The following is a 25,713-nucleotide window of genomic DNA, read 5'->3' as shown; positions in this document are numbered from 1 at the left end:
GACGGGGGGCGGTCAAAGTGCCGTCTCCGCCCTTTATTACCGATTGGATCAAACGATGTGCTCTCTCTGCGGCGTCCTTGGAGGCAACGAACACTGGGCCGATGCCGTGGCCCGGCCGGGTGTCTATACCCGCAATGTCGAGCGCATCGACCGCCGGCGCGAGCGCGCCAACCGCGTGCGCATCGCCAATACCATGCTCGCGCGTTTCGGTCTGACCATCTCCGATTGGCAGGGCGCTTCCTTCGTGTTGTCCACACGGACGGGCAAGACTGAGATCATCGAGGATCTCGGTCATCTCTGGCCGGCCGCCGAACGGCTTTGCGGCCGTCCCTGCGATCCGCTCGATGTGGCCCTGGTTACTGCTGCTGAGGCCGCGATCGATGACTGAGCCGCAGATCCCGCTGCTGACCCCGATCAACCTGCTCACGGGCTTCCTCGGCTCCGGCAAGACGACTCTGCTTGCGCGGCTGCTCGCCGATCCGGCTCTTTCGGATGCAGCGGTCCTCATCAACGAATTCGGAGAGGTCGGGCTCGACCATCATCTTGTCGAGCGCATCGACGATACCATGGTGCTCTTACAATCGGGCTGTCTCTGCTGCACGGTGCGCGGCGAGCTTGCCGATGCCATCAAGGATCTGCATTCGAAGCGGGAGCGCGGGCTGGTTCCGCCTTTCCGCCGCATCGTCGTCGAAAGCACCGGGCTTGCCGATCCGTTCCCGGTCTTGTCGACGATCAAATCCGACCCGGTGCTGCGCCACCATTTCCGCCCGGGCAACGTCATCACCACCGTCGATGCCGTCAACGGGCTCGGCCAACTCGGCACCTATGTCGAATCCAACCGGCAGGCTGCTGTTGCAGACCGGCTGGTCGTCACCAAGGCCGACCTGGCGCTGCCGGCCGATGTCGCCCGTCTTGTCGAGAAATTGCGCAACATCAATCCGGACGCGCCGCTGCTGATGGCGACCGATCTGTCCTTCGCCGTTGCCGAGCTTGTCGACGAGAACCTCGGCCTGCGCGCCGCCGCGCTGCAATCGACTAGCGGTTTCTATTGCGAGGCGCCGGTTCAATTGGCAACTGCGGAAGGCTCCGTGCACCAGTCCGCGGTGACCTCCTTCGTCATGACCGTGGAGCGCGCCATCGACTGGACGGCTTTCGGCCTCTGGCTGACAATGCTGCTCAACCGTCACGGCGAGAAGGTGCTGCGGGTGAAGGGCATTCTCAACATCGCAGGCGAGGAGCGCCCTGTCGCCATTCATGGCGTTCAGCATTTGGTCCACACGCCTGTTCATATGGAGCGCTGGCCGGACGAAGATCGCCGCTCGCGCATCGTGTTTATTGTTGACGGTCTGGATGTCGAACTGCTGAAACGGTCGTTCGAGGCTTTTGCCCTCGACCGGTCCTCCGTCGAGGATGCGGCCGTCCCGAAACGCAGTCTTCAGGAACGTCAGTCGTCTTCATGAACAAGCACCTGCCTGACCAAGCGACGATGGCGACGCCATCCCTCCATCTCTCCGGTCGCCCACGCCTGCGCGTGCTTGGCACGGCGATTTCTCTGCTCGAGGAGTTGCGGGTTCGCGCCGAGGCCGATCTCGGCATCGAGGTCGTGTTCGACAACAACGACTTCCTGACCACTCAGCACAAGGCGGCGCAGGAGCCTGATAGTTACGACATCTACGACCAGTGTTTCCATAATCTGGATATCGTCTGGTACTGGCGGGCGATCCAGCCGATCGAGATTGGCCGCATCGCGCTCTGGGATGAGATCAATGATCTAACGAAGACCGGCCATATCGGCCCGAATGCCAGGCTGGGGCAGGGGGATGCGCCGGTCAAGAAGCTGTTCGTGCAGCCCAATCTCGAGCTTGGCGACACGCCGTCGAGCACGATCTCGATGCTGCCGACGACGCACAATTTCGACAGCTTCGCCTACAGGACCGACGTTGCCCCCAATACGGTTTCGATGAACAGCTGGGCGGCGCTGCTCGACGAGCGCTGGGCCGGACGCGCGGCGCTTGTCGACGAGCCGGCGATCGGTATCTTCGATGCAGCCCTTGCCGCGCAGGCATCCGGCCTGATGTCGTTCGACAATATCGGCGCCATGACTGTTGACGAGATCGACCGGCTGATCGGTCTGCTTGAGGAGCGCAAGAAGAACGGCTATTTCCGCGCCTTCTGGCGGACGGCCGAGGATGCAGCGCGGCTGATGGTGCGCGGCGAGACCGATATCCAGAGCATGTGGTCGACGGGCATCAGCATCCTCAACGGCCAGGGCGTTCCGGTGGAACAGGCGGTGCCGGCTGAGGGATATCGTGCCTGGCATGGCGGCCTGTGTCTCGCACGCCATCTGTCGGGCCGCATGCGCGACGTCGCCTATGAGTATCTCAACTGGTGGATATCCGGCTGGCCGGGCTCGGTCGTGGCGCGGCAAGGCTACTACATCTCGACGCCGGAGCGTTCGCGGCAATTCATGTCGGTGGCCGAATGGGACTACTGGTACGGCGGCCTGCCGGCGGCATGCGACCTGCCGGGCCCGGACGGCACCATACGCATTCGGGCAGGATCGGTCAGGAGCGGCGGCTCCTACTGGCAGCGCGCCAACTGCATCGCGGTCTGGAATACCACCATGGACGAGCACAATTATCTGGTTCGCCGCTGGATGCAGCTGGTCGAACGATAGAGGGAAACGGGATGACGCAGGACTTCAGTGGACGGTCGATCGCGCAGCTGTCAGTGCTGCTGCAGTCCGGTGCGCTCGATCCGCGTGAGCTGACACGCTGGACGCTTGAGCGGATCCGCAGTCACGACGACCAAGCGATCTTCACCACGATCCTGCCGGAGCGGGCGATGCGGGAGGCGGAGGCCTCCGCCCGGCGAATCGCCGCCGGCCGTTCATTTGGGTTGCTCGACGGAATTCCCGTTGCGTGGAAAGACCTGTTTGCCATCAAAGGCGTGGCGACGACGGCGGGATCGGTGGTGCTGAAGGACGCGCCGGCGGCACAAGAGGACGCGGCGACGGTGACCGCGCTCGGCCATGCCGGCATGGTCAGCGTTGGTCGCGTCAACATGAGCGAATTTGCCTTCTCCGGGCTCGGCATCAACCCGCATTACGGCACGCCGCGCAATCCGCGGGCGCGCGATGTCGACCGCCTGCCGGGCGGTTCGTCCTCCGGCTCCGGTGCCGCCGTAGCCGCCGACCTCGTGCCGGTGTCGATCGGCACGGATACGGGCGGGTCCATCCGCATTCCGGCCGCCTTCAACGGTATCGTCGGCTACAAGGCGACGCGCGGCCGCTATTCCATGCGTGGCGTCTTTCCGCTCGCCAAGAGCCTCGATTCGCTCGGTCCCCTCTGCCGGACGGTGCAGGACGCCGTCTGGGTCGATGCGGCGATGCGAGGTCTGCCCGCGCCGGAAATCCGGCGGGGCAGTCTCGATGGCCTGTCGCTCGTGGTGCCGACAACGGTGGTTTTCGACGGTGCCGAAGACGGTGTCGTTTCCGCTTTCGAAGCCGGACTCGGGCGGCTGGAGCGCGCCGGCGCCCGTGTGCGCCGCCAGCCGTTTCCGGCATTCGAGCGCATTTTCGAGACCATGGCGCGGCACGGACCGCTGGTCACGGCCGAGGCCTTCGCGCTCCATCGCGACCGGCTCGAAGGGTCGCAGGCGGCATCGATGGACCAGCGCGTCGTGGCACGGGCCCGGCTCGGGCAAAACATAAGCCTCTCCGATTATGTCGAGACGCTAAACACGCGGGAGGCGCTGATCGCCGAGATCGCCGCCGATATTGGGTCGAACGAGCTTGTCGCCTATCCCACCGTCGCCCATGTGGCGCCACCCACGGCGCCGCTCCTCGATGACGACGCCCTGTTTGTCGAAACCAACGCCCGGACCCTGCGCAACACGTCGATCGGCAATTTCCTCGACTGGTGCGGCGTCTCTCTACCGTGCGGCATTGGCGCCGCCGGCATGCCGGTCGGCCTGCTGCTTTCCGCCCAGCCGCATCACGATGCGCATCTGTTGTCGATGGCGCTTGCGGCCGAGGCAATCGTTCGTGCCGATTGAGGGACAGGTCGCTCGGAAACTACGCCCACCGACAAGAGCGAGCGCACTTTGCGACTAGCCGGGGCGGGAAAGAGATAGTCTACTGCTTGACGACCTTCCGGAAACGCCGGTCGCAAAGGCCCTGAAGAGGCCGCGACATTCAAGGCAGCCGGTCAGGAAGAATAGGCCGCGATCGGCCGTCGCCTTGGCAACACGGGAACAGCTGAAGCAGACGGACGGCGGACTGGATGGGAGCTTCGCATGGACGTGAGTTATTCCACGGCAGGCACGGTTGCGTTCGAGCGCAAGCGCTATTGGGACGAGGCGGTATCGAGCACCTACTTCCCGCTCGATCTGCGCTTCCAGAACTCGGCGGAGTTTTCCGGCGAGTTGAACGTCTGGGATCTCGGCGCGGTATCGCTGTCGCGGCTTGAATCCGACGGGCTGCTCTATCGCCGGCAGAAACGGCACCTGCTGCATGAGCGCGAAGAAAGCTATCTGATCACCGTGCCGGAGACGGCGGAGATCAGCTTCGAGCAGGCCGGTAAGGCAGTGCGCTGCAAGCCGGGGGCCTTCCTCGTCGAGCGCAGCCATCTGCCGTACGAATTCAGCTATACGGCCAAGAACACGCTCTGGGTGCTGAAGGTGCCGATTGCCACGCTGCGTCCGCGTGTCGGCCTTCCTGAACGTATCGCGTCGCTCAGCTTCGATTCCACCCGTGGCACCGGCGCATTGTTCGTCGACATGATCCGGCTTGTTGCGCCGCGGCTTGTCGAGATGGATGCGCCCGCCCGCGACATGACCGGCAAGCACCTGGTCGATATCCTCGCGATGTCGCTGATCTCCGACGAACGCATGCTGACGTCGGACGCAGGCTCGGTTCAGGTCGGCCACCTGCATCGCGTCGAGAGCTACATTCGCGCCAATCTCGCCCGGGCCGATCTCGGTCCGCAGGTGATCGCCGATGCCTGCGGCATCTCGGTGCGCTACCTGCACCAGCTGATGAAGAGGCAGGGCACGTCCGTGTGCCATTGGATCCGGGTCCAGCGGCTTCTGCGCTGCGACGAGATGCTGCGCGATCCCACCTGCCGCAAGCTGGTTTCGGAAATCGCCTATGCACTCGGCTTCAGCGACCACGCGCAGCTGAGCCGCCACTACAAGGCGCATTTCGGCTACAGCCCGAGTGAAGCGCGCGAGCGCTCTCATCTGACGAGCCCGAGCGGTCCCGGCTGAGCCGGACGGCGACAAACCCCAGACAGACGTGAGGCGATCGCACGCCCGACCGGGCGAAGGGCGCAGCCTTGCCCGATTTTCAACGGATGCCCGCTTTTAAACGGATGAAAGACAGGAGACGGATTTTGCAGAACCTTCGCGTTGCGGTCGATGTCGGTGGCACCTTTACCGACATCTGCATCATGGACGAGACCACGGGCCGGATCCGGGTCGAAAAGACGTCGTCCTCCGCCGATCCGATCGACGGGATCATGTCCGGTGTCGAAAAAGCCGGCATTGACCTGTCGAAGGTGGCGCTGTTTTCGCATGGCACCACCGTTGCCACCAACGCCCTGATCACGCGGCGCCTGCCGCGCACGGCGATGGTGTGTACCCGCGGCTTCCGCGATGTGATCGAGATCCGCCGCGCCAACAAGGAAGACCTCTGGGATACCTATAAAGACGTGGTGCCGCCCTATGTGCCGCGGCGCGACCGGTTGGTGGTGACAGAGCGTGTCGACGCGCAGGGCGGGATCGTCGCCACGCTCGACGAAGACGAGGCCCGCGAGGTCGCACGCATTCTCAAGCGCCGCAATGTCGCGGCTGTCGCCGTCTGCTTCATGAACGCCTTCATGAACGGCGCCAACGAGCGCCGCATGAAGGAGATCCTGATGGAGGTGATGCCCGGCGTGCCGGTGTCGACCTCGTCGGAAGTCCTGCCCGAGATCTTCGAGCATGAGCGGTTCTCCACGACCGTCGCCAATGCGGCCTTAAGCCCCGTTGTCGTCGACTATACATCGCGGCTCGGTAAGCGGCTGCAGCAGGAAGGCTATGAGCGCGATCTTCTGCTTTTGCACACAGGCGGTGGGGTGATGACCCCGAAGAGCGTCGAGGACTTTGCGGCACGGCTTGCCGGCTCCGGCATTGCTGCCGGTGCTATCGCCAGCAAATACATCGCCGAGCTCTGCGGCTTCCGCAATTCGATCGGGCTCGACATGGGCGGCACCTCGACCGACGTGTCGCTCGCCTATGACGGCCAGTCCCGCATCACCAAGGACTGGTTCATCGAGTTCGGCTATCCGATCCGCTTCTCCTCGATCGAGGTTCTGACGATCGGTGCCGGCGGCGGGTCGCTCGCCTGGACCGACGAGGCGGGATCGCTGCGCAACGGTCCGCAATCGGCCGGCGCCAGTCCGGGCCCTGCCTGCTACGCCAAGGGCAACCGCCAGCCGACCAACACCGACGCCAATGTCGTGCTCGGTCGCCTCGGTACCAGCCTTGCCGGCGGCAAGATCACGCTTGACGCGAACCTTGCCCTCGAGGCCGTCCGCGAAGGGGTCGCCGAGCCGTTCGGGCTAGAGCCGCATGCGGCCGCCGATGCGATCATCCGTGTTGCCAATGCCAATATGTCGGACGCGGTGCGGCTGATCTCGATCAGCCGTGGGTACGATCCACGCGATTTTGCGCTCGTCGCCTTCGGCGGTGCCGGAGCCCTGCATGGCGCGGCGATCGCTCGCGAACTGTCGATCCCCGCGGTCATCGTTCCGCCGAACCCCGGCGTCACTTCGGCGCTCGGCTGCCTGCTCGTCGACATGCAGCACGATTTTTCCGAAAGCTACCTGAAGGCGGCCGCCGACGCCGACGCAACGGCGATCGAAGAGGCCTTCCTCCGCCTCGAACAGGAAGCATCGGAGCGGCTTGCCCATGAAGGTGTCGCGGCTAAGGACGTGGTGCTCCAGCGCAGCATCGACATGATGTATCTCGGGCAGTGGCGTTCGCTCTCCGTCACCGCACCAGCGCCGGTCACCGACATCGCGCCGCTGGTCGAAGCCTTCCACCGTGAGCATCAGCGCGAATACAATTTCCGTCGCGACGAAACGCCGGTCAGCCTGTTCCGCATCAACTTGAAGGCCGTCGGCATGGTGCCGAAGGCGTCGCTGGCACGCCACGAGCCGACGGGAGTGATCCCCGAGCCGAAGACGCGGCGGAGCGTATGGTTTGAAGCCGAGGCCGCGCTCAATACGCCCGTCTACGATCGCGAAACCTTGCCCGCAGGGTTCGTCTTCAAGGGCCCTGCCATCGTCGAGCAACTCGATTCGACCGTCGTCGTCCCGCCGGGAACGACCGCGGAAGTGGACACCTATCTCAACATCATCATCCGCATCGAAGGTGAAGCGAATGTCTGAACAGCAAAACCTTGACCCGGTGACCTTCGAGGTCCTGAAGAACTCCTTCATCACCAGCGTCGATCAGATGGCCGAGCAGATCCTGAGAACCTGCTATTCCTTTGTCATCTACAACCGCGACTTCTCCAGTGCCCTTCACGATGCCGAAGGCAATTCGGCCGCTCAGGGCAACCAAGACATCGCGGTGCATGTCGGCACCCTGCATTTCACCTGCAAGGACGTCATCCGCGCCTTCGATGGCGACATGCATCCTGGCGACGTCTACGCCATCAACGATCCCTATGCCGGCGGCACGCATTTCAACGACGTCCGGCTGATCCGGCCGATCTTCGTCGACGGCAGGATCATCGCCTTCAGCCAGTCGAACGGACACTGGTCGGATCTCGGCGGCAGCGTCCCAGGCTCCTTTGATGTCGCCGCCAAGGAGATGTTCAGGGAGGGGATGCGCATCACCCCGATCCGCCTGTTCGACAAGGGGCGGTTCTGCAAGGATGTCGCCCACCTCATCGCTTCCAACACCCGCGATCCCGCCTCGATCATCGGCGACATCCATGCCCAGGCGCAGGCGACCCAGGTCTGCGAGCGCGAGATCCTGCGGCTGGTCGGCAAATACGGCGAGGGCACGGTGAAACAGGGGCTCGGCGCTGTGCAGGACTATGTCGAGCGCGCCATGCGCCAGCGGATCGCCGCACTGCCGGACGGCGAATGGGAAACGCAGGACTTCATCGACCGTGATCCGGCGGGCAACGAGGGCATGATCCCGATCAAGGTCAAGCTGACGATTAGGGGTGACCGGGCGATCTACGACTTCACCGGCAGCCACCCGACCATCGGCTCGATCTACAATTCCGCCTTCGGCGCGACCTTCTCGGCGGTCGCCGCGGGGATGAAGACCTTCTTCCCCGACCTGCCGCTCAACAGCGGCTTCTACCGGGTGTTCGAAATCATCGCGCCCGAAGGCTCGATCGTCGATGCGAAGTGGCCGGTGGCCGTCACCGGCTTCCTCATGCCCTTCGAGAAGATCATGAACGCGATCTACGAGATCTGGTCGAAGATCATCCCGGCGCGCGCCATCGCCTGTGCCTTCAACCTCGAATACCTGCTGACCGGCGGGCGTGATGCACGCGCCGCGGAAAAGCCGATCTTCATGTTCTACGACTGGCTTCCCGGCGGTTGGGGCGGGCGCAACGGCATGGACGGCTGCAATGTGACGACGGCCTGCTTCGGAACCGGCCTGATGGCCCAGCCGGTCGAGGGACAGGAACGGGCAAATCCGATCCTGACCACCGAGTTCGAGGTGCTGACGGATTCTGCCGGCCCCGGAAAGTGGCGCGGCGGTGCCGGTGTGCTCAAGACTTCCCGCATGCTCGAAGCCGAAAATACCGTCATTTCCTATATCTGCGACCGCGAGCGCGCCATCGTTTGGGGCATCGAGGGCGGGCTGCCGTCGATGCCGCACGGGCTAACGCTGACCCGTGAAAAGACCGGCAAGACGGAATGGCTCGGCGCTACTTTCTCCGATGTGGCAATCGAGGCGGGGGACGTCTTCTCGCGCCCGACCGCGGGCGGCGGCGGCTTCGGCGATCCGCTCGAGCGCGATCCGCAACGGGTGCTGGCCGATGTCATCGACGACTACGTCTCGGTCGAGCGGGCGGCGAAGGATTATGGCGTCGTCATCGATCCCGTCGATCCGGAAATTTGCGCCTACGAGATCGATGCCACCGCGACGGCCGAACTGCGGCGACAGATCCGGGCAGACCGGTTGGGTTGGCTGGGCGCAGATCCGGCCGAGGTCTCGGCAAAGTTCAAGGCGGGGGAAATCAATGCGCTCGACGCGGTGCGCCGCTATGCCGTGATCCTCGACTGGGATACGGGCGATCTGCTACCCGTCTCCACCGAACAGTTTCGCGACATGTATCGCAAACGCTCAGTGGCTGCCTGGCAGTAGCAACGCAAATGCTTGGTGGGTGGGCGGTTCGCCTACCCGAATACGGGGGGATGTCATGGCGGGTGTTACGATCGTTGCGGCCGCTGAGGCCGATAGGTCCGCATGGAACGAGCTTCATGCGGGATTTGCCGCCTTCTACGGGGTTGATCAGACCGACGAGATGCGGGATCGGGTGTGGGGCTGGATCCGCGACGGCCAGCTCGAATGCCGGCTGGCGCTCGATGGCTCGGGTCGCCCGATCGGGTTGACCCATTTTCGCGAATATATCCGGCCGCTGATGGCGGCGCGCGGGGGTTTTCTCGACGATCTCTTCGTTGCGCCCGAGGCGCGCGGCAGCGGCGCAGCACCGGCGCTGATCCGCGCCGTTGCCGATATCGGGCGAGAGCGCGGCTGGTCCGTCATCCGCTGGATCACGCGCGACAACAACTACCGGGCTCGCGGCCTTTATGATCAGCTGGCCACCAGAACGGATTGGCTGACCTATGATATCGCCTTGTAACCACGCACCAGAGTGATTATGCATCAAAACGGGAGACGCCGATGACCGCACAGCCTAATTCCACCGAAGCGCGGGACATGGCCTACCATCTCCATTCCTATACCAATCCGCGCAAGCTGGAGCGGGAAGGGCCGCTGATCATCGACCGCGGCGAGGGCATCCACGTCTTCGACAACAGCGGCAAGCGCTATATCGAGGGCATGGCCGGGCTTTGGAGCGTGGCCGTCGGCTTCGGCGAGAGACGGCTGGTCGAAGCCGCGCGCAGCCAGATGGCGAGGCTACCCTACTATCATACCTTCTCGCAGAAATCGCACGGGCCGGTGGCGGATCTGGCGGAGAAGCTGGTCGGCATGGCGCCGGTGCCGATGTCCAAGGTTTACTTCGCCAACTCCGGATCCGAGGCGAACGATACAGCGATCAAGCTGGTCTGGTATCGCTCCAACGCGCTAGGCAAACCGGAAAAGAAAAAGATCATCTCGCGCATCAAGGGTTACCACGGCGTGACGGCGCTGAGCGCCAGCCTGACGGGCCTCCCCAACAACCATCGATCGTTCGATCTGCCGTTTCCCAACATCCTGCACACGACCTGCCCGCATTATCGCACCGGTGCGGAGCCGGGGCAGGATGAGCTTGCCTTTTCGCGCTGCTGTGCAGAAGAGCTGGAGGCGCTCATCCTCGAGGAGGGGCCGGAGACGATCGCCGCCTTCATCGGCGAGCCGGTTATGGGGGCCGGCGGCGTCATCGTTCCGCCGGAGGGCTATTGGGCGGCCATCCAGGACGTGCTGCGGAAATACGATATCCTGCTGATTGCCGACGAGGTGATCTGCGGTTTCGGGCGCACCGGCAACATGTTCGGATCCGAGACCTTCGGCATGCGGCCGGATATCATGACGCTCTCCAAGCAGCTGTCATCGTCCTATCAGCCGATCGCGGCTCTCATGATCAACGACAACGTCTACGAGCCGATCGCCAATGAGGCAGATCGGATCGGTGCGCTCGGGCATGGATTTACCGCCAGCGGCCATCCGGTCGCCGCTGCAGTCTCGCTCGAAAACCTGGCGATCATCGAGGAGAAGGACCTGGTCGGCAATGTCCGCCGTCTTGCGCCGCATTTCCTCGGTCGGCTCAATGCGCTCGAACGGCATCCGCTGGCTGTCGAAGCGCGCGGCGTCGGCCTCATCGGTGCGCTCGAACTCGAGGCGGCGGATGGGGCGGCCGCAGGCGCAACGGGCGCGCGGGTTGGTGCGATCCTGCTGAGGAACGGCCTGATCTGCCGCAACATCGGCGATTCCATCGCCTTCTGCCCGCCGATGATCATCACCGCCGCCGAGATCGACGAGATGTTCGATATCGTCGAGGCGAGCCTTGAGCAACTCGGTAGGCAGGCGGCGGCATAAGCATCCCGGCATCGGGCCCGCATCATAGTGCGGGCTCACGGTACGCCGGGCTGCGGGCGCCTTCACGACGACGAAATCAGGAACGCCAGAGGCCGCCATGACGTGGCGACCATACCTGTGAGCCATCGCCCTTCGATCAGAACCGATATCCGACGAACAGCGACCCGGTCGGCTGCAGCTCGCGCTCGACAGTCCCGTTTGCCGTACCCCCAAGTCGCTGCAATCGCAGAGATCTTGATGGCTGCGATGCCTTCATTGAGCCGGCTTCCAGCCATTGGCATCCGCGCCGCCGGCGATCGAAGCCTCAGCAATGATGCCTGTCCTCGACCGCTTCTTCATCCTTAGTCGTAGCGAAAAGACGCAGATTGACACGCGTTCAATCCTGGACATATCATTAAGTCAAATTACTTGACTTATTAAATGCGTCATCGAAACCTGGAGGGGAGTTCGTCATGCCGGCAGTCGAGGAAATGCGGTCCAGACCAATTGTAACGGGGACCGGAAACATCATCAGCAGAGTTTCGGCAAGGGTGTTCGGCGGGGTCATGGCCGCGTCATTCGCCATGCTTGCAGCGGGCCAGGCGCAGGCCGAGTCCGTTCTGACCATGCATATCGAAGAGCAGACGAGCTGGGTGCAGAACTTCAATCCGTTCGACCTGGGCGGGCGGCGCCAAAGCACCATGGACTTCGTCTATGAGCCGCTCGTGATCTTCAACGACTATGACAGCGGCAAGCCGGTCTGGCGGCTGGCAACCGGCTACAAGTTTGCCGACGATCTGAAGTCGATCACCTATACGCTGCGCGATGGCGTCAAGTGGTCGGATGGCAAGCCGCTGACATCGGCCGACATGAAATTCACCCTCGAACTGATGCTCAAGAACCCGGCGGTCGACATCGTCGGCGTCGGCGAGAGTGTCGCTTCGGTCGAGGCGGTGTCGCCCACGGAGGTCAAGATCAACCTCAAGGGCGTCGATACACATTTCCCGGAATCGCTCGCCGACTTTCCTGTCGTGCCCGAGCATATCTGGAAGGATGTTGCCGATCCGCTCGCCTTCAAGAACGAGAAGCCTGTTGGTTCCGGCCCGATGACCGAGATCCGCCGCTTCACGCCGCAGGTCTACGAGCAATGCCGCAATCCCAACTACTGGGACGCAGCGACCCTGAAGGTCGATTGCCTGAAACTGCCGCAGATTGCCGGCAATGACCAGATGCTGGCGCTTCTGCCCGAGGGGGGCCTTGACTGGTTCGGCTCGTTCCTGCCGCAGATCGACAAGACCTATGTCGGCCTCGACCCGGAGCACAATGCCTATTGGCAGCCACCGGCCGAAACGGTTTCCTTCCAGATGAACCTCAAGTCGGCCAATGCCGGCAACGCCGAAGCCTTCAACGACATGACCTTCCGCCGCGCCTTCAGCCTGGCGATGGATCGCGTTTCCATGGTCGATATTGCTGGCTTTGGTTATCCCGTCGTCAATGCGCATGCGAGCGGCCTGCCGCCTCGCTTTGATAGCTGGCGCAACAAGGCGGCCGAGGGCGCCCAGGACGAATGGCTCGCCTACGACATCGACAGGGCCAACAAGCTGCTCGACGATGCCGGCTACAAGAAGGACGGCGAAGGGTTCCGCACGACGCCGAGCGGCAAACCCATCACCTTCCCGATCATCGTCCCCAACGGCTGGACCGACTGGATCGATGCGGTCCAGATCGCCACCGAAGGCCTGCGCAAGATCGGGATCAATGCTTCGGTGGCCACGCCCGAATACGAGCAATGGCAGAAGCAGATCCTCGACGGCTCATTCGAGGCCGTGATGAATTCGCGCGCCGACGGGCCGACCCCCTTCCGCGGCTATTTCCAATCGCTGTCGACCGCCTTCGGCGGACGGATCACCAGCGCGCCTTCGCGCTACTCCAATCCGGAACTCGACAAGGTGTTTGACGCATATCGCCGGGCGACGACGGACGAGGACCGCAAGAAGCTGTTCGACCAGGTGCAGCTGATCGTTGCCGACAATCTGCCCGTCGTTCCCGTCTTCAACGGTCCGACCTGGTACCAGTTCTCGACCAAGCGCTTCACCGGATGGGTCTCGAAGGAAGAGCCCGCGATGAACCCCGAGGATCACGACAACAACCGCATGCGGTTGATGCACCTGTTGCGGCTGAAGCCGGCCGAATAGGCTCAGGGAAGGGCTGACTGATGCGACTTCCTCGCCGACGGCTTGCCGTCTACTGCGTCGCGTTCCTGTTTGCGATCGTGATGAACTTTGCGGTTCCCCGGTTGATGCCGGGTAGCCCCGTCGACAGCATGATCGCCCAGCTCGGACCGCGGGCAACGCCCGCGGCGATCGAGGCGATCAAGGCGCGGTTCGGCGCCATCGAACAGCCGATGTGGCAACAGTTCGTCGACTACATAGTCGGGCTGGCGCATTTCGATCTCGGCGTATCGGTGAAGTACTACCCGCAAACGGTGCTCGAGGTTCTCGGGCGGTCGGCCGGCTGGACGGCGTTCCTGGTGGTAACCGCAATCGTCTTTTCGCTGTCGATCGGGGTCTCGCTTGGAGCCTTGGCAGCCTGGCGTCGCGGCGGCCGGTTCGACAGCTTCGTCTCGCCGTTCTCGGTGGTGATGATCGCTGTGCCGCCCGTGATCATCGCGCTGGCGACGCTGTTCATCTTCGGCGTCACCCTTCGCCTGCTGCCGGTCGGCTATGCCTACGATCCGAGCCTCGATCCGGGGTTCAATTTCACTTACTTCGGCAGTGTCTTTCTGCATGCGATCATGCCGGTGCTGACGCTCTCTCCCTACCTGATCGGCGAGTTCCAGACGACCATGCGCTCCAGCATGATCTCCGTGCTCGGCGAGGATTATGTCACCATGGGTCGCGCCAAGGGGCTGTCCGAATCCGCTGTCATGTTCGGCTATGCCGCCCGCAATGCCATGCTGCCGGTGCTGACCAACCTCGCGCTGATGCTCGGCGCCGTGTTCGGCGGATCGATCGTGACCGAAATCGTCTTCAATTATCCCGGCCTCGGCCTCACGCTCTATACCGCCAGCGTCGCGCGCGACTATCCCGTCATCCAGGGGCAGCTGCTGTTGATGACGATGGCCACGCTCGGGGCAAACCTGCTTGTCGACATTCTCTACGGCGTCGTCGACCCGCGTATCCGGGAGGGGCGCGCATGACCTCGGGTCTTACATTGTTATGGCGGCAGAAGAAGGCCGTTGCCGGTCTCGCCATCATCGTCGCGCTTTGCCTGATGGCGCTTCTGGCGCCGCTGATCGCCCCCGGCGATCCCGGCGAACGGGTCGGGCGCTCGCATCAGCCGCCAACGGTCGAGCATGTCTTCGGCACCACCAAGATGGGGCGCGACGTCTATTCCCAATTCGTCTGGGGTGCACGTCCGTCGCTCGCCGTCGGTTTTGCGACCGGCCTTGCGATCACAGCACTCGGCACGATCGTCGGGCTGGTGGCCGGCTATTTCGGCGGGCGCACCGATGCCACGCTCGATCTCGCGACCAACGCCGTGCTGGTCATTCCCAACATACCGCTGCTGATCCTGCTCGCGTCCTTCGCCGGCACGGTCGGGCCGCTGGCGATCATGGCGATCATCGCGCTCACCTCCTGGCCTTGGGGCGCACGCATGACCCGCTCGCAGACTTTGGCGCTGCGCAACCGCGAATTCGTCGTTGCCGCCCGCATGGTCGGCGAACCGCACTGGCGGGTGATCTTTGTCGAGATCCTGCCCAACCTCGTGCCGTTGATCGGCATCAACGTCGTCGGCAGCATCATCTACGCCATCGTCGCCCAGACGACGCTCGAATATCTCGGCTTCGGCGATCCGCTGCGCGTCACCTGGGGCACGATGCTCTACAACGCCCAGAACTCGTCGGCGATCATCATCGGCGCCTGGTGGGATATCGGTGCGCCGGCGGCCGGCATCGCGCTGGTCGGGCTCGGCCTCGCGCTTCTCAATTTCACTTTCGACGAGATTGCCAATCCGCAGCTTCGTTCCGGCCCTGCGCTCAGCCGTTGGCTGCGGCTCAACAGGCGGCGTAACCGCGCGCTGGAGGTGGGACGATGAGCGAGCCGCTGCTGCAGGTCCGCAATCTCGATGTCGATTACCTGCTCGACGACGGCGCCTTTCGTGCGGTCAGGAACGTTTCCTTCGACATCAACCGCGGTGAGCTGTTCGGACTTGCCGGCGAGTCCGGTTGCGGCAAGAGCACGATTGCCTACGCGATCACCCGCCTGTCGAAACCGCCGGCCTGGGTGGCCGGCGGCGAAATCCTGCTCGAGGGCCGCAACCTGCTGCAGATGCCGGAGACGGCCTTGCAGGACGTACGCTGGCGGCGCATCGGCATGGTGTTCCAAAGCGCGATGAACTCGCTCAACCCGCTGATGCGGGTCGAGGCGCAGTTCCATGACGTGCTGCACCGGCACACCGGCGCGACCCGGGCACAATCACGGGCGCGGGCCGAGGAGATGTTTCGCCTGGTCGGCATCCCGGCCAGCCGGCTCGATGACTATCCGCACCAGTTCAGCGGCGGCATGCGACAGCGCATCGTCATTGCCATCTGCCTTGCGCTCCGGCCCCAGTTGATCATCATGGACGAGCCGACGACGGCGCTCGATGTGGTGGTGCAGCGCGAAATCCTGGAGCAGGTCGTTGATCTTCAGAGCACCCATGGCTTCTCTGTCCTGTTCATCACCCACGACCTGCATCTGATGGCGCAGCTCTGCCATCGCATCGGTGTGATGCTGAAAGGCGAACTGGTCGAGGTCGGCGACGTCCGTCAGATCAGCCGTGCGCCGGCTCACGACTATACCCGCAAGCTCTGGGGCGCCATTCCGCAGCTGCCTGCTTCCGTCAAGAGAGTGGGGGTCGTAGAATGAACGTCATGCCCGTTGCTTCCCCTCTTGCGCCCGTACCGACGGACGCCATCGTCCAGCTCGATGCGATCACGCGCAGCTTTGGTCACGTCGAGGCGCTGCGCGGTGTTTCGCTGGCGTTGAGACCGGGGCGGGCACTGGCGCTGGTTGGCGAATCCGGCTGCGGCAAGACGACATGCGCCCGCATCATTGCGCGCATGGACGCCCCGACGGCGGGGTCGATGCAATTTCGTGGCCGCGATATCACCGCCACCGGTAGTGCGGCTGCAGAGAAGGCCTATCGCCGCGCGGTGCAGATGGTGTTTCAGGACCCATTCGCCTCACTCAACCCGGTATTCACGGTCTATCATCATCTGGCAAGACCGCTCGCCCTTCACGGGCATGCCAGGGGCAGGGCGCAATTGCGCGAAGCGGTCGACACGCTCTTGAGCGATGTCGGCCTCGATCCCGGCTTGACCGCACACAAGTTTCCGCACGCGCTTTCCGGCGGACAGCGCCAGCGCGTCAACATCGCCCGGGCGCTTGCGGTTCGGCCCGACGTTCTGGTTGCCGACGAGCCGACATCGATGCTCGACGTCTCGATCCGCCTCGACATCCTCGAGCTCTTGGCCGGCATCAAGCGCGATCGCGATCTCGCCATGCTCTACATCACCCACGATATCGCCACCGCCGCGCATATTGCCGAAGACGTCGTCGTCATGTTTGCGGGCCAGATGGTCGAGTGGGGCGCGACGGAAGCCGTGATCGGCGATGCGCGCCACCCCTATACGCAGCTGCTGCTCTCCGCCGTGCCCGACCCGGATCGCCCGTTCGTGCCCGGCGCCAGCGCCCGCTTTCTCGGTCACGCCGAAGAGGTTCGCCGCATCAGCCGGCCGGTCTCGAGCGTGGTCGAACAGGTCGGTCCCAACCACTTCGTGCGCGCACTCGGCGTCGCCTAATTCCAACATCACAGGTTTGCTCATGGATTATCTCGTCAATCTGTCTCTGCTTCGCCCAAAGCCCGACCTCGACCAGCGGATGGATGCGGCAGGGGTGACGATCAGGCGTGCCCTGGCACCCGAGTTCGAGCTGGTGATCGCGTGGGTCCGGGAAAAATTCGGATCGGGCTGGGCCGGCGAGACCGCCGTCGCGCTCACCCGCCAGCCGCCAACCTGCCTTCTCGCCACGCGTGATGGAAAGCTCATCGGCTTTGCCTGTCACGAGGCGATCGCGCGCGGGTTCTTCGGCCCGACCGGCGTCGATGAAGCAGCACGCGGCGAAGGAATAGGCCACGCGTTGCTGCTTGCTTCTTTGCTCGATTTGAAGACGATGGGCTACGCCTATGCCATCATCGGCGATGTTGGTCCGTCGGCGTTTTACGAGCGGACCGTCGGCGCCATGCCAATCTCGAATTCCGCGCCCGGCATTTATGCCGGCATGCTCAAGATCGACGACTAACCCTTCTGGAGATGATGATGACGATCGCTACGAAACCGGTATTCCGTCTGGAAACGCTCTGGACGCCGGCAAAGACGGACACCCCAGCGGTTTATTCGCTGACACTGACGAACGCCTCCGATCGCCCGCTTCGGGATTTTCGACTTTGCGTTTCGGGACCTGCACGCATCGACCCTGCCGCCGCCGTCGAAGGCGGAGAGTTGTTGAGCCGGCTTTCCAACTATTCCGAGTTCGCGCCGCCGGCTGACCTGGTGCTTCAGCCGGGAAGCGTGTGGATCGTGAAGGCGCACGGTATGAGCTTCGAGCCGCAGCACTGGACCGACGGAGCCAACTCCGCCTATCTCGTCCTTGCCGACGGCAGCACCGCGCCGATCTCGGTCGTGCCGTCGCGCGCCCACGGCGACAACGCCGAGCTGAAACGTGGCGCGGTCATCTATCCCGTGCCAAAGGTAGCACCGGTTGCCGTTTCGGTCGTGCCCTGGCCGCAGGACGTATCCGTCTCCGGCCGCCTGACGCCGCCATCAGGGCTCGACCTTGCGCCGGAAGGGGCAGAAGCCGAAGCCGCAGCACGCGCATTTGCCGAGCTGACGGGGAGCCTGTTTCCGGTCGAAGGACTTGTTCGGCCGGTAGCGGAAGGCGGCCTTCCGGCCGCGCTATCGCTTTCGGGCGACCTTGCGGAGGAAGCCTATGTCATCCGCTTCTCGCTAGCTGGCGTCGCTGTGACCGGCGGCACGCGCACCGGTCTCCTCTATGGCCTGATCACGCTCGGGCAGATCCTGCGGGGTGCTAAGCTTCATCCCGGCACATTCCTGTTTCCGGCAGGCGGCGAGATTCGGGACGAGCCGGCGCTCGGCTGGCGCGGCACGCATCTCGACGTTGCCCGCCAGTTCTACAGCACCGCCGAGGTCTCGCGGTTCCTGCGGCTGATGGCCTGGAACAAGCTCAACCGCTTCCACTGGCACCTCTCGGACGACGAGGCCTGGCGGATCGAGATCGACGCCTATCCGGCGCTGACCGAGGTCGGTGCCTGGCGCGGCCATGGCCGCAAGATCCCGCCGTTGCTCGGCTCCGGCCCGCAGGTGACGGGCGGTTACTACACCAAGGCAGCCATTCGCGAGATCGTTGCATTGGCGGAAACCTTGGGGATCGAGGTGATGCCGGAGATCGACGTGCCCGGACACTCCTTCGCGATGCTGCAGGCCATTCCGGAGCTGCGCGATCCCAACGAAGCCGGCAGCTATTATTCCGTGCAGGGCTTCCCGGACAATTGCCTCAACCCGGCGCGCGAAGAAACCTATCGTGTGCTCGAAGTCGTCTTCGACGAACTGATCGAACTCTTCCCGTCGAAGATCATCCATGTCGGTGCCGATGAGGTGCCGCTCGGCGCCTGGTCGGGCTCGCCAGAGGCACTTGAGCGGTTGCGGGCGGTGGCTGGCGAAGAGGTGGCGACGACCCACGCCAAGCGGCTCAATGTCGTCACCAACACCCACGGGGCCGACGAGATCGACGGATCGGGTGCCGCCGTGCTGCAGGCGGAGTTCCTGGCGCGCGTCCAGGGGTTCCTCGCAAGCCGTGGCTGCGTTACCGGCGGCTGGCAGGAGGCGGCCCATGGCAACGTCATCGACAAGCAGAAGTCGCTGCTCTTCGGCTGGCGAACGGTCGAAGCCAATGCCGAGCTTGCCGGCGAAGGCTACGACATCGTCGTTTGCCCGGGACAGGTCTACTATCTCGACATGGCCAACAGCCCGGCCTGGTCAGAGCCCGGCGGCAGCTGGGCCGGCTGGTCGGACCCGGAAAAACTCTACCTGTTCGACCCGATCGAAGGCTGGACCGATAGCCAGAAAAAGCATCTGCGCGGACTGCAGTGCTGCATCTGGTCGGAGCCGATGACCGATCGCGGTGTGTTCGATCGCCTGGTGTTCCCGCGGCTGTCGGCGCTGGCCGAAACCGGCTGGACCCGTCCGGAGCGCAAGAATTTCAAACGCTTCGAGGCGCTGGTCGGGCTGATGCCGGTTCTCTACGGCTTTTACTCTGACCAGTAATCCTGTGGCTGAACGGGGTGTCAAAGCCGTTTGATGCCCCGTTTCCCGTGCGTTTTTGGGTGGGCAGACGTCGCGAATCAACGTTTGCGGCGCGACTGCCACCCGTGACATAAGGGCGCCGCAACGTTTCGGGCCCCTAAAATATGATTCGTATCGAGAATATCAGCAAGCAGCTCAGCCACCGGATCCTCTTCATCGAGGCATCCGCGGCGCTCAACAAGGGCGAGAAGGTCGGCCTCGTCGGCCCCAACGGCGCGGGCAAGACGTCGCTCTTCCGAATGATCACCGGAGAAGAGATGCCGGACGAAGGCCAGGTCGCCGTCGATAAGGGCGTGACGATCGGCTATTTCAACCAGGATGTCGGCGAGATGTCGGGGGGCAGCGCCGTTGCCGAGGTGATGAACGGTGCCGGGCCGGTGAGCACGGTTGCCGCCGAGCTGCACGCGCTTGAAGCCGCCATGGTCGACCCCGACCGTCTCGACGAGATGGATGCGATCATCGAGCGCTACGGTGAGGTGCAGGCACGCTACGAAGAACTCGACGGCTACGCGCTGGAAGGCCGTGCACGGGAAGTGCTGGCGGGCCTCAGCTTCTCCCAGGAGATGATGGACGGCGACGTCGGCGCGCTTTCTGGCGGTTGGAAGATGCGCGTCGCGCTCGCCCGCATTCTGCTCATGCGCCCTGACGTGATGCTGCTCGACGAACCGAGCAACCACCTGGATCTGGAAAGCCTGATCTGGCTTGAGGCCTTCCTCAAGGGCTACGAAGGCGCGCTGCTGATGACCTCGCACGATCGCGAGTTCATGAACCGGATCATCACCAAGGTGATCGAGATCGATGGCGGCTCGCTCAACAGCTATTCCGGCGACTATGCCTTCTACGAGCAGCAGCGGGCGCAGAACGAAAAGCACCAGCTGGCGCAGTTCGAGCGCCAACAGGCGATGCTCGCCAAGGAGATCAAGTTTATCGAGCGCTTCAAGGCGCGCGCCTCGCATGCAGCCCAGGTGCAGAGCCGGGTCAAGAAGCTCGAAAAGATCGACCGGGTCGAACCGCCCAAGCGCCGTCAGACCGTGACGTTCGAGTTCCGGCCGGCGCCGCGCTCAGGCGAAGACGTGGTCAACCTCAAGAACGTGCACAAGAAATATGGCGAGCGCAGCATCTATGAGGGCCTTGATTTCATGGTGCGCCGTCGTGAGCGCTGGTGCATCATGGGCATCAACGGCGCCGGCAAGTCCACGCTTCTGAAGCTGGTGACCGGCTCGACCGATCCGGATGAGGGCAGTGTGGCGCTCGGCGCCAGTGTCAAGATCGGCTATTTCGCCCAGCACGCCATGGATCTGCTCGATGGCGAGCGCACGGTCTTCCAGTCGCTGGAAGATGCATTCCCGCAGGCAGGGCAAGGTCCGCTCAGGGCGCTGGCCGGTTGCTTCGGCTTTTCAGGCGACGACGTCGAGAAGAGATGCCGGGTGCTTTCTGGCGGCGAGAAGGCACGATTGGTGATGGCGATGATGCTGTTCGATCCGCCGAACCTGCTGGTGCTCGACGAGCCCACCAACCACCTCGATCTCGACACCAAGGAAATGCTGATCAAGGCGTTGGCGCAGTACGAGGGTACGATGCTGTTCGTCTCGCACGACCGCCATTTCCTGGCGGCGCTGTCGAACCGCGTGCTGGAGCTGACGCCGGACGGCGTGCATCAATATGGCGGCGGTTACACCGAATATGTCGCCCGCACCGGCCAGGAAGCGCCGGGTCTGCGCAGCTAAAATCAATCGGTCGCGGCGTCGCCGTGACGACTCTCCGAAACGACAAGAGCCGAAGCACGTTGCGCGTGCTTCGGCTCTTTTTGCTTCCGACGATCCTATCTCGAAAAAAGCTGCGCTCGTTCGGATGACAAGCGTCAGGCGCGTTCTTCCCAGACCTTTGCCAGCTCGACCAAGGTCTTGACGGCCCGTTCCATATCCTGGCGGCTCACCCATTCCAGCGGCGAGTGGAAGGCATGGCCGCCGGCGAAGATGTTGGGGCAGGGCAGGCCCATGAACGACAGGCGCGAACCGTCGGTGCCGCCGCGGATGCTGCCGCGCACCGGCGTCATGCCCGCACGCCGCACCGCCTCGAGCGCATTGTCGGCGATCTCGGGATTGCGGGCGAGGATCGCCTTCATGTTGCGGTACTGCTGCTTGACCTCGAAGGTGTAGGATGACCCCGGATAGGCGGCGATCACGTCCTTGACGATGCCTTCGAGCATGGCTTCCTTGGTCGCCAGGCCCTCGTCCTCGAAATCGCGGACGATCAGGCTGAGGCTGGCCTTTTCCATCGTGCCGGTGACGCCGGTCGGGTGAATGAAGCCTTCGCGGCCTTCCGTGCTTTCAGGGGCGATGTCCTTCGGCAGGCGATCGATGATGGCGCCGGCGATCTTGATGGCGTTCTCCATCTTGCCCTTGGCAAAGCCCGGATGGATGGCAACGCCTGAAATGGCGATCTCGACACCGTCGGCGGAGAAGGTCTCGTCTTCGATATGGCCGGCGGTTTCGCCGTCGATGGTATAGCCGAACTGGGCGCCGAGCTTCTTCAGGTCGACCTTGTCGGCGCCGCGGCCGACTTCTTCGTCGGGGGTGAACAGGATGCGGATGGTGCCGTGCCTGACGTCGGGATTGTCCATCAGGAATTGTGCTGCCGACATGATTTCGGCAACGCCGGCCTTGTCGTCGGCACCCAGGAGCGTCGTGCCATCGGTGGTGATGATGTCATTGCCGATCTGGTCGAGCAGCACAGGATGCTCGCTGACGCGAATGACCTGCTGCGGGTCGCCCGTTAGCCGGATGTCGCCGCCCTGGTAATTCCTAACGATCTGCGGCTTGACGTTGGTACCGGTGAAATCCGGTGCCGTGTCCATATGAGAACAGTAGCAGATGACCGGAACCGGCTTGTCGACGTTTGAGGGAATTGTTGCGTAGACATAGCCGTGTTCGTCGAGATGCGCGTCCGATACGCCCATTGCCAGCAGCTCTTCGACCAGCAGTCGGCCGAGCGTCTTCTGTTTCTCGGTGGTGGGCGTGGTCTTCGACTTGGCATCCGATTGAGTGTCGATAACGACGTAACGGAGGAAGCGATCGATAACAGTGTCGGTCATGAGCAACGTGTCCAATATATATGCGTCAACGATGGCCCCGATATAGCCTTCGCCGGCGTGCCCGTGAATGGACTTTTCGCCGCGCCGACGCGTTTTGTCGGCGAGGCAGAGGTCGGGTTACGGCGCGGACCGCCATCCATGGTCCATCAGACCAGTCTATCTGGCCCGATGCGCTGCCTTGCCCTTGGTGACTAGTCGGCTACGTGTGTTACGACGATTTCGCCGTCGAACACGCAAGCACCGCTTCCGTCTTGGCGCGGAGACCGAAGACGAGCAGGCTTGCGGCGGCCGACAGCCAGACACCGATGGCGCCATAGAGCATGACCCAGCCGAAACCCTCGCCGAGCGCCGTATGGATGACCGTCTCCGACAGGCCATAGTCCGAAGTCAGCATGCCGCCGGCCGAGATCTTCTCGGCGAGCGTACGCAGCTCGGTGTCGGTCACTCGCCCGAAAAGCGAGCTGTGCAGCGAAGACAGCACGCCTTCGACCAGGATCAGCCCCATCAGCGCGATGTTGATCGCCAGCGAGATCATCCGCGCGCTGGTGTCGATGCCCGAGGCCATGCCGGCGCGCTCCGCGGCGACAGCGCCGGTCGCGGCGTTGGTCACCGTGGTATTGGTGAAGCCGAGGCCGATGCCGGCCAGCACGCACCCCGGCAGCATCGTTAGCCAGCTGGCATTCTCAACGCTGCTGCCGATCTTCATCATGAGGAAGCCGAGACCGATCGTGAACAGGCCGGCCGGGATGACGATCCCTGGACGAAAGCGAAGCATCAGCCGTTCGGCAAAAGGCGGGACGATAAGCGGGGGCAGCGTGTAGGCGAGCAGGGCGATGCTGGCGGTGACGCCGTCATAGCCGAGGCCCGCCTGGAACCAGATCGGCAGATAGATCATGAACGGCCAGAAGCTGATGTTCATGCCCACCGAACCGAACAGCGCACCTGAGAAGCTGCGGATGCGGAACACCGAAAAGTCGAACATCGGCCGGGCGCTGACTTTCTCGGCAATCACGAAGCCGATCAGGCTGACGATGGCAATGCCGAGGATTGACAGTGCGGTCGGGCTGGCAAAGCCGAGTTCGGGGCCTTGGGTAATGAAATAGGCGATGCAGAAGACCGCGGCCGACAACGTCACGATGCCGGCGACGTCGAGGCTCTCGGCGCCAGGATCGCGCGATTCCTTGACGCCTGCGAGCGCAAGCGCCACCGTCACGCCTGAAAGCAGGACGTGGACAAGAAACACCCATTCCCAGCTCAAGAGCGCGACCGTCGCGCCGCCGACGATCGGACCAAAACCGAGGCCGATCCCGAAGATGATGCCCCACCAGCTAAACGCGATCCCGCGCTGGCGGCCGGACTGGAACTGCTGCGACAGGACGGCGATCTGGCAGATGAGCATCACGCCGCCGGCCATGCCCTGGAGGAAGCGGGCGACGATCAATACTGATATGTTGTCGGTCAGCCCGCAGATCAGCGAGGCGATGCCGAAGGCGATGATGCCGGCGACGAAGATGCGCTTGCGGCCGTAGCGATCGGCCAATGTGCCTGCTCCCATCAGAACCGCCGTGACGGCGATGGTGTAGGCGTTCATGATCCATTGCAGCTGCTTGAAATCTGCGCCGAGCACCTGCTCCAGCGTCGGCAAGATTGCCGGAATGCTCGAAATCTCCAGGCCGAACATCAGCGAGGAGAGGCAGACGGCTGCCAGTGCCAGCGCACTGCGGCGGGTTATGGGTTCGTTCATGCTCACGGTCTTTCGATGCTTTGGCGGGCATCGCGGAAAACCGGTTCCGGCTTTTCCACACGCTCCGCCCGAATTGAAATCGCTTGGGGACCGGGGCACCATAGTCTGGCCTTGATCACAACTGAATTGGATGGTTAGGTATTTCAGAGATAACAAAATCGGATGGTTGCGATGACGACTCTGGATGTGGACGCGGTTCAAGCCTTTGTCGCGATTGCCGATTTTCAAAGCTTTACCCGCGCTGCGGAGTTCCTCGGCAGCACGCAAGGGGCGATCAGCGTCAAGCTGAAACGGCTCGAAGATCGGCTCGGCGTCAGGCTGCTCGAGCGCACGCCGAGGCAGGTTCGCCTTTCGGCGCAGGGCGCTGTCTTCATCGAGGGCGCGCGCGAATTCCTCGCCGCCCATGAGCGCGCGCTGGCAGGGCTGTCGTCGACACGTCGCCGCTTCGGCCTCGGCATTGCTGCCCACGTCGCCGGCCCGGAAGTGCCGACATTGCTGGCGCGGCTCTATGCCCATGACCCCGGCCTGTGCATCGAGGTCAGGCTCGAGACATCGCGAAACCTGCTTGGCGCGTTCGACCGCGGAGAGCTCGATGCCGTCATCATCCGGCGCGACGAAGACCGGCGCGATGGCGAGACGCTTGGGCCGGAACATTTCGGCTGGTTCGCCTCACCCGGCTTCAAGCGCGGGCCGGGTGAGCCGCTGCGACTGGCAGCGCTGGCGCCGCTCTGCGGCGTGCGCGACATCGCCACGCGCGCGCTCGACGCGGCCGGCGTTCCCTGGGTGGAGGTGTTCGTCGGCGTGTCGACCGCTGTCAACGCTGCAGTCTCGGCGGGGCTCGCCGTCGGCCCATTCTCCTGTCGCCTTGCGCCCTCCGACACGATCGAAGTCAGCAAACAGTTTGGCCTGCCGCCGCTTCCGTCCTCGGAGATCGTTCTGCATTCGACCCTGACCGACGCGCGATCCCGCAAGGCCCTGCAAACCCTTGCTGCCGCCTTCCGCGAGCGGCATTCGGTAGCGATCGAGACCGACCCATCGGTCCAAAAGACCTGGCCGAAGATCGAGCTGTCGGCATCCTGAGTGCTGCGGGCGAGACTGATCGTGGAGGCCCTGCCCGCTGCTGTTATGTAATGATTCTAAAAGCTACAGCGCTGAAGTCTGCAGCGTCCCGGCCTGAATCAAAAGCGATTTCGG

20 protein-coding genes are annotated in these 25,713 nt (G+C 63.6%); 18 read left to right on the top strand and 2 right to left on the bottom strand.

Going from position 1 to position 25,713, the window contains the following annotated elements:
* The first annotated feature begins 55 nt into the window (after positions 1 to 55).
* The 17 genes from BKP54_RS26375 to BKP54_RS26295 all read left to right on the top strand — a co-directional run bounded on the left by BKP54_RS26375 (position 56) and on the right by BKP54_RS26295 (position 21,408).
* Complete coding sequence (locus BKP54_RS26375) at positions 56 to 388, top strand: hypothetical protein (RefSeq protein ID WP_057223772.1); 333 nt, start codon at positions 56 to 58, stop codon at positions 386 to 388.
* Complete coding sequence (locus tag BKP54_RS26370; protein WP_057205863.1) at positions 381 to 1,460, top strand: GTP-binding protein; 1,080 nt, start codon at positions 381 to 383, stop codon at positions 1,458 to 1,460. Before BKP54_RS26375 ends, BKP54_RS26370 begins: the two co-directional genes overlap by 8 nt.
* Positions 1,457 to 2,677: an extracellular solute-binding protein gene (locus BKP54_RS26365; RefSeq protein ID WP_025429666.1), complete on the top strand. Its 1,221-nt coding sequence runs from the start codon at positions 1,457 to 1,459 to the stop codon at positions 2,675 to 2,677. Before BKP54_RS26370 ends, BKP54_RS26365 begins: the two co-directional genes overlap by 4 nt.
* Positions 2,678 to 2,688: 11 nt before the next feature.
* Positions 2,689 to 4,056, top strand: a complete 1,368-nt coding sequence (locus BKP54_RS26360) for an amidase (protein WP_084815174.1) — start codon at positions 2,689 to 2,691, stop codon at positions 4,054 to 4,056.
* 240 nt (positions 4,057 to 4,296) lie between these two features.
* Positions 4,297 to 5,268: a helix-turn-helix domain-containing protein gene (locus BKP54_RS26355; protein WP_025429668.1), complete on the top strand. Its 972-nt coding sequence runs from the start codon at positions 4,297 to 4,299 to the stop codon at positions 5,266 to 5,268.
* A gap of 125 nt (positions 5,269 to 5,393) precedes the next feature.
* Positions 5,394 to 7,433: a hydantoinase/oxoprolinase family protein gene (locus BKP54_RS26350; protein ID WP_057205871.1), complete on the top strand. Its 2,040-nt coding sequence runs from the start codon at positions 5,394 to 5,396 to the stop codon at positions 7,431 to 7,433.
* A complete protein-coding gene (locus tag BKP54_RS26345) occupies positions 7,426 to 9,381 on the top strand; it encodes a hydantoinase B/oxoprolinase family protein (protein WP_084815173.1) in 1,956 nt (651 codons plus the stop codon). The genes BKP54_RS26350 and BKP54_RS26345 overlap by 8 nt, the downstream gene beginning before the upstream one ends.
* A 55-nt stretch (positions 9,382 to 9,436) precedes the next feature.
* Positions 9,437 to 9,880: a GNAT family N-acetyltransferase gene (locus BKP54_RS26340; protein ID WP_057205874.1), complete on the top strand. Its 444-nt coding sequence runs from the start codon at positions 9,437 to 9,439 to the stop codon at positions 9,878 to 9,880.
* A 41-nt stretch (positions 9,881 to 9,921) separates the two neighbouring features.
* Positions 9,922 to 11,277: an aspartate aminotransferase family protein gene (locus BKP54_RS26335; protein WP_084815172.1), complete on the top strand. Its 1,356-nt coding sequence runs from the start codon at positions 9,922 to 9,924 to the stop codon at positions 11,275 to 11,277.
* 545 nt (positions 11,278 to 11,822) lie between these two features.
* On the top strand, positions 11,823 to 13,451 hold the full coding sequence (locus tag BKP54_RS26330; protein WP_244494183.1) for an ABC transporter substrate-binding protein: 1,629 nt from the start codon (positions 11,823 to 11,825) through the stop codon (positions 13,449 to 13,451).
* A gap of 20 nt (positions 13,452 to 13,471) precedes the next feature.
* Positions 13,472 to 14,455 carry an ABC transporter permease gene (locus BKP54_RS26325; RefSeq protein ID WP_025429674.1) on the top strand — a complete coding sequence of 328 codons (984 nt, stop codon included), beginning with the start codon at positions 13,472 to 13,474 and terminating at the stop codon, positions 14,453 to 14,455.
* On the top strand, positions 14,452 to 15,354 hold the full coding sequence (locus BKP54_RS26320; RefSeq protein WP_025429675.1) for an ABC transporter permease: 903 nt from the start codon (positions 14,452 to 14,454) through the stop codon (positions 15,352 to 15,354). Before BKP54_RS26325 ends, BKP54_RS26320 begins: the two co-directional genes overlap by 4 nt.
* The gene (locus BKP54_RS26315; protein ID WP_084815171.1) at positions 15,351 to 16,166 is read left to right on the top strand and encodes an ABC transporter ATP-binding protein; all 816 of its coding nucleotides are present in this window, start codon (positions 15,351 to 15,353) and stop codon (positions 16,164 to 16,166) included. Before BKP54_RS26320 ends, BKP54_RS26315 begins: the two co-directional genes overlap by 4 nt.
* A 5-nt stretch (positions 16,167 to 16,171) precedes the next feature.
* On the top strand, positions 16,172 to 17,101 hold the full coding sequence (locus BKP54_RS26310) for an ABC transporter ATP-binding protein (RefSeq protein ID WP_084815183.1): 930 nt from the start codon (positions 16,172 to 16,174) through the stop codon (positions 17,099 to 17,101).
* A 22-nt stretch (positions 17,102 to 17,123) separates the two neighbouring features.
* Positions 17,124 to 17,600 (top strand): GNAT family N-acetyltransferase, encoded by a 477-nt coding sequence (locus BKP54_RS26305; protein WP_084815170.1) that lies wholly within the window; start codon positions 17,124 to 17,126, stop codon positions 17,598 to 17,600.
* Between the two features lie 17 nt (positions 17,601 to 17,617).
* On the top strand, positions 17,618 to 19,642 hold the full coding sequence (locus BKP54_RS26300) for a beta-N-acetylhexosaminidase (RefSeq protein WP_057205876.1): 2,025 nt from the start codon (positions 17,618 to 17,620) through the stop codon (positions 19,640 to 19,642).
* A 143-nt stretch (positions 19,643 to 19,785) separates the two neighbouring features.
* Entirely contained in the window at positions 19,786 to 21,408 is a 1,623-nt protein-coding gene (locus tag BKP54_RS26295; RefSeq protein ID WP_084815169.1) for an ABC-F family ATP-binding cassette domain-containing protein, read from the top strand.
* 134 nt (positions 21,409 to 21,542) lie between these two features.
* Here the strand turns inward: BKP54_RS26295 and pepT are convergent, their stop codons facing one another.
* Positions 21,543 to 22,775 (bottom strand): peptidase T, encoded by a 1,233-nt coding sequence (pepT, locus tag BKP54_RS26290; RefSeq protein WP_057205879.1) that lies wholly within the window; start codon positions 22,773 to 22,775, stop codon positions 21,543 to 21,545.
* Positions 22,776 to 22,983: 208 nt separating this feature from the next.
* Positions 22,984 to 24,519, bottom strand: a complete 1,536-nt coding sequence (locus BKP54_RS26285) for an MFS transporter (RefSeq protein ID WP_084815168.1) — start codon at positions 24,517 to 24,519, stop codon at positions 22,984 to 22,986.
* 171 nt (positions 24,520 to 24,690) lie between these two features.
* On the opposite strand from BKP54_RS26285, the gene BKP54_RS26280 reads away from it, so the two are divergent.
* A complete protein-coding gene (locus tag BKP54_RS26280; RefSeq protein WP_025429683.1) occupies positions 24,691 to 25,599 on the top strand; it encodes a LysR family transcriptional regulator in 909 nt (302 codons plus the stop codon).
* The last annotated feature ends 114 nt before the right edge of the window (positions 25,600 to 25,713 follow it).

Source organism: Ensifer sp. 1H6 (genome assembly GCF_001976035.1).
GTDB classification, from domain to species: domain Bacteria; phylum Pseudomonadota; class Alphaproteobacteria; order Rhizobiales; family Rhizobiaceae; genus Ensifer; species Ensifer canadensis.
This window is presented reverse-complemented; position numbering and strand designations above follow the sequence as displayed.

Bases quoted from the DNA above. Each gene is read 5' to 3' on its own strand.
- BKP54_RS26280 (WP_025429683.1), top strand. From the start codon at position 24,691: ATGACGACTCTGGATGTGGACGCGGTTCAAGCCTTTGTCGCGATTGCC.
- BKP54_RS26330 (WP_244494183.1), top strand. From the start codon at position 11,823: ATGGCCGCGTCATTCGCCATGCTTGCAGCGGGCCAGGCGCAGGCCGAG.
- BKP54_RS26355 (WP_025429668.1), top strand. From the start codon at position 4,297: ATGGACGTGAGTTATTCCACGGCAGGCACGGTTGCGTTCGAGCGCAAG.
- BKP54_RS26320 (WP_025429675.1), top strand. From the start codon at position 14,452: ATGACCTCGGGTCTTACATTGTTATGGCGGCAGAAGAAGGCCGTTGCC.
- BKP54_RS26310 (WP_084815183.1), top strand. From the start codon at position 16,172: ATGCCCGTTGCTTCCCCTCTTGCGCCCGTACCGACGGACGCCATCGTC.
- BKP54_RS26295 (WP_084815169.1), top strand. From the start codon at position 19,786: ATGATTCGTATCGAGAATATCAGCAAGCAGCTCAGCCACCGGATCCTC.
- pepT (WP_057205879.1), bottom strand. From the start codon at position 22,775: ATGACCGACACTGTTATCGATCGCTTCCTCCGTTACGTCGTTATCGAC.
- BKP54_RS26340 (WP_057205874.1), top strand. From the start codon at position 9,437: ATGGCGGGTGTTACGATCGTTGCGGCCGCTGAGGCCGATAGGTCCGCA.
- BKP54_RS26325 (WP_025429674.1), top strand. From the start codon at position 13,472: ATGCGACTTCCTCGCCGACGGCTTGCCGTCTACTGCGTCGCGTTCCTG.
- BKP54_RS26285 (WP_084815168.1), bottom strand. From the start codon at position 24,519: ATGAACGAACCCATAACCCGCCGCAGTGCGCTGGCACTGGCAGCCGTC.
- BKP54_RS26365 (WP_025429666.1), top strand. From the start codon at position 1,457: ATGAACAAGCACCTGCCTGACCAAGCGACGATGGCGACGCCATCCCTC.
- BKP54_RS26315 (WP_084815171.1), top strand. From the start codon at position 15,351: ATGAGCGAGCCGCTGCTGCAGGTCCGCAATCTCGATGTCGATTACCTG.
- BKP54_RS26370 (WP_057205863.1), top strand. From the start codon at position 381: ATGACTGAGCCGCAGATCCCGCTGCTGACCCCGATCAACCTGCTCACG.
- BKP54_RS26360 (WP_084815174.1), top strand. From the start codon at position 2,689: ATGACGCAGGACTTCAGTGGACGGTCGATCGCGCAGCTGTCAGTGCTG.
- BKP54_RS26375 (WP_057223772.1), top strand. From the start codon at position 56: ATGTGCTCTCTCTGCGGCGTCCTTGGAGGCAACGAACACTGGGCCGAT.
- BKP54_RS26305 (WP_084815170.1), top strand. From the start codon at position 17,124: ATGGATTATCTCGTCAATCTGTCTCTGCTTCGCCCAAAGCCCGACCTC.
- BKP54_RS26335 (WP_084815172.1), top strand. From the start codon at position 9,922: ATGACCGCACAGCCTAATTCCACCGAAGCGCGGGACATGGCCTACCAT.
- BKP54_RS26345 (WP_084815173.1), top strand. From the start codon at position 7,426: ATGTCTGAACAGCAAAACCTTGACCCGGTGACCTTCGAGGTCCTGAAG.
- BKP54_RS26300 (WP_057205876.1), top strand. From the start codon at position 17,618: ATGACGATCGCTACGAAACCGGTATTCCGTCTGGAAACGCTCTGGACG.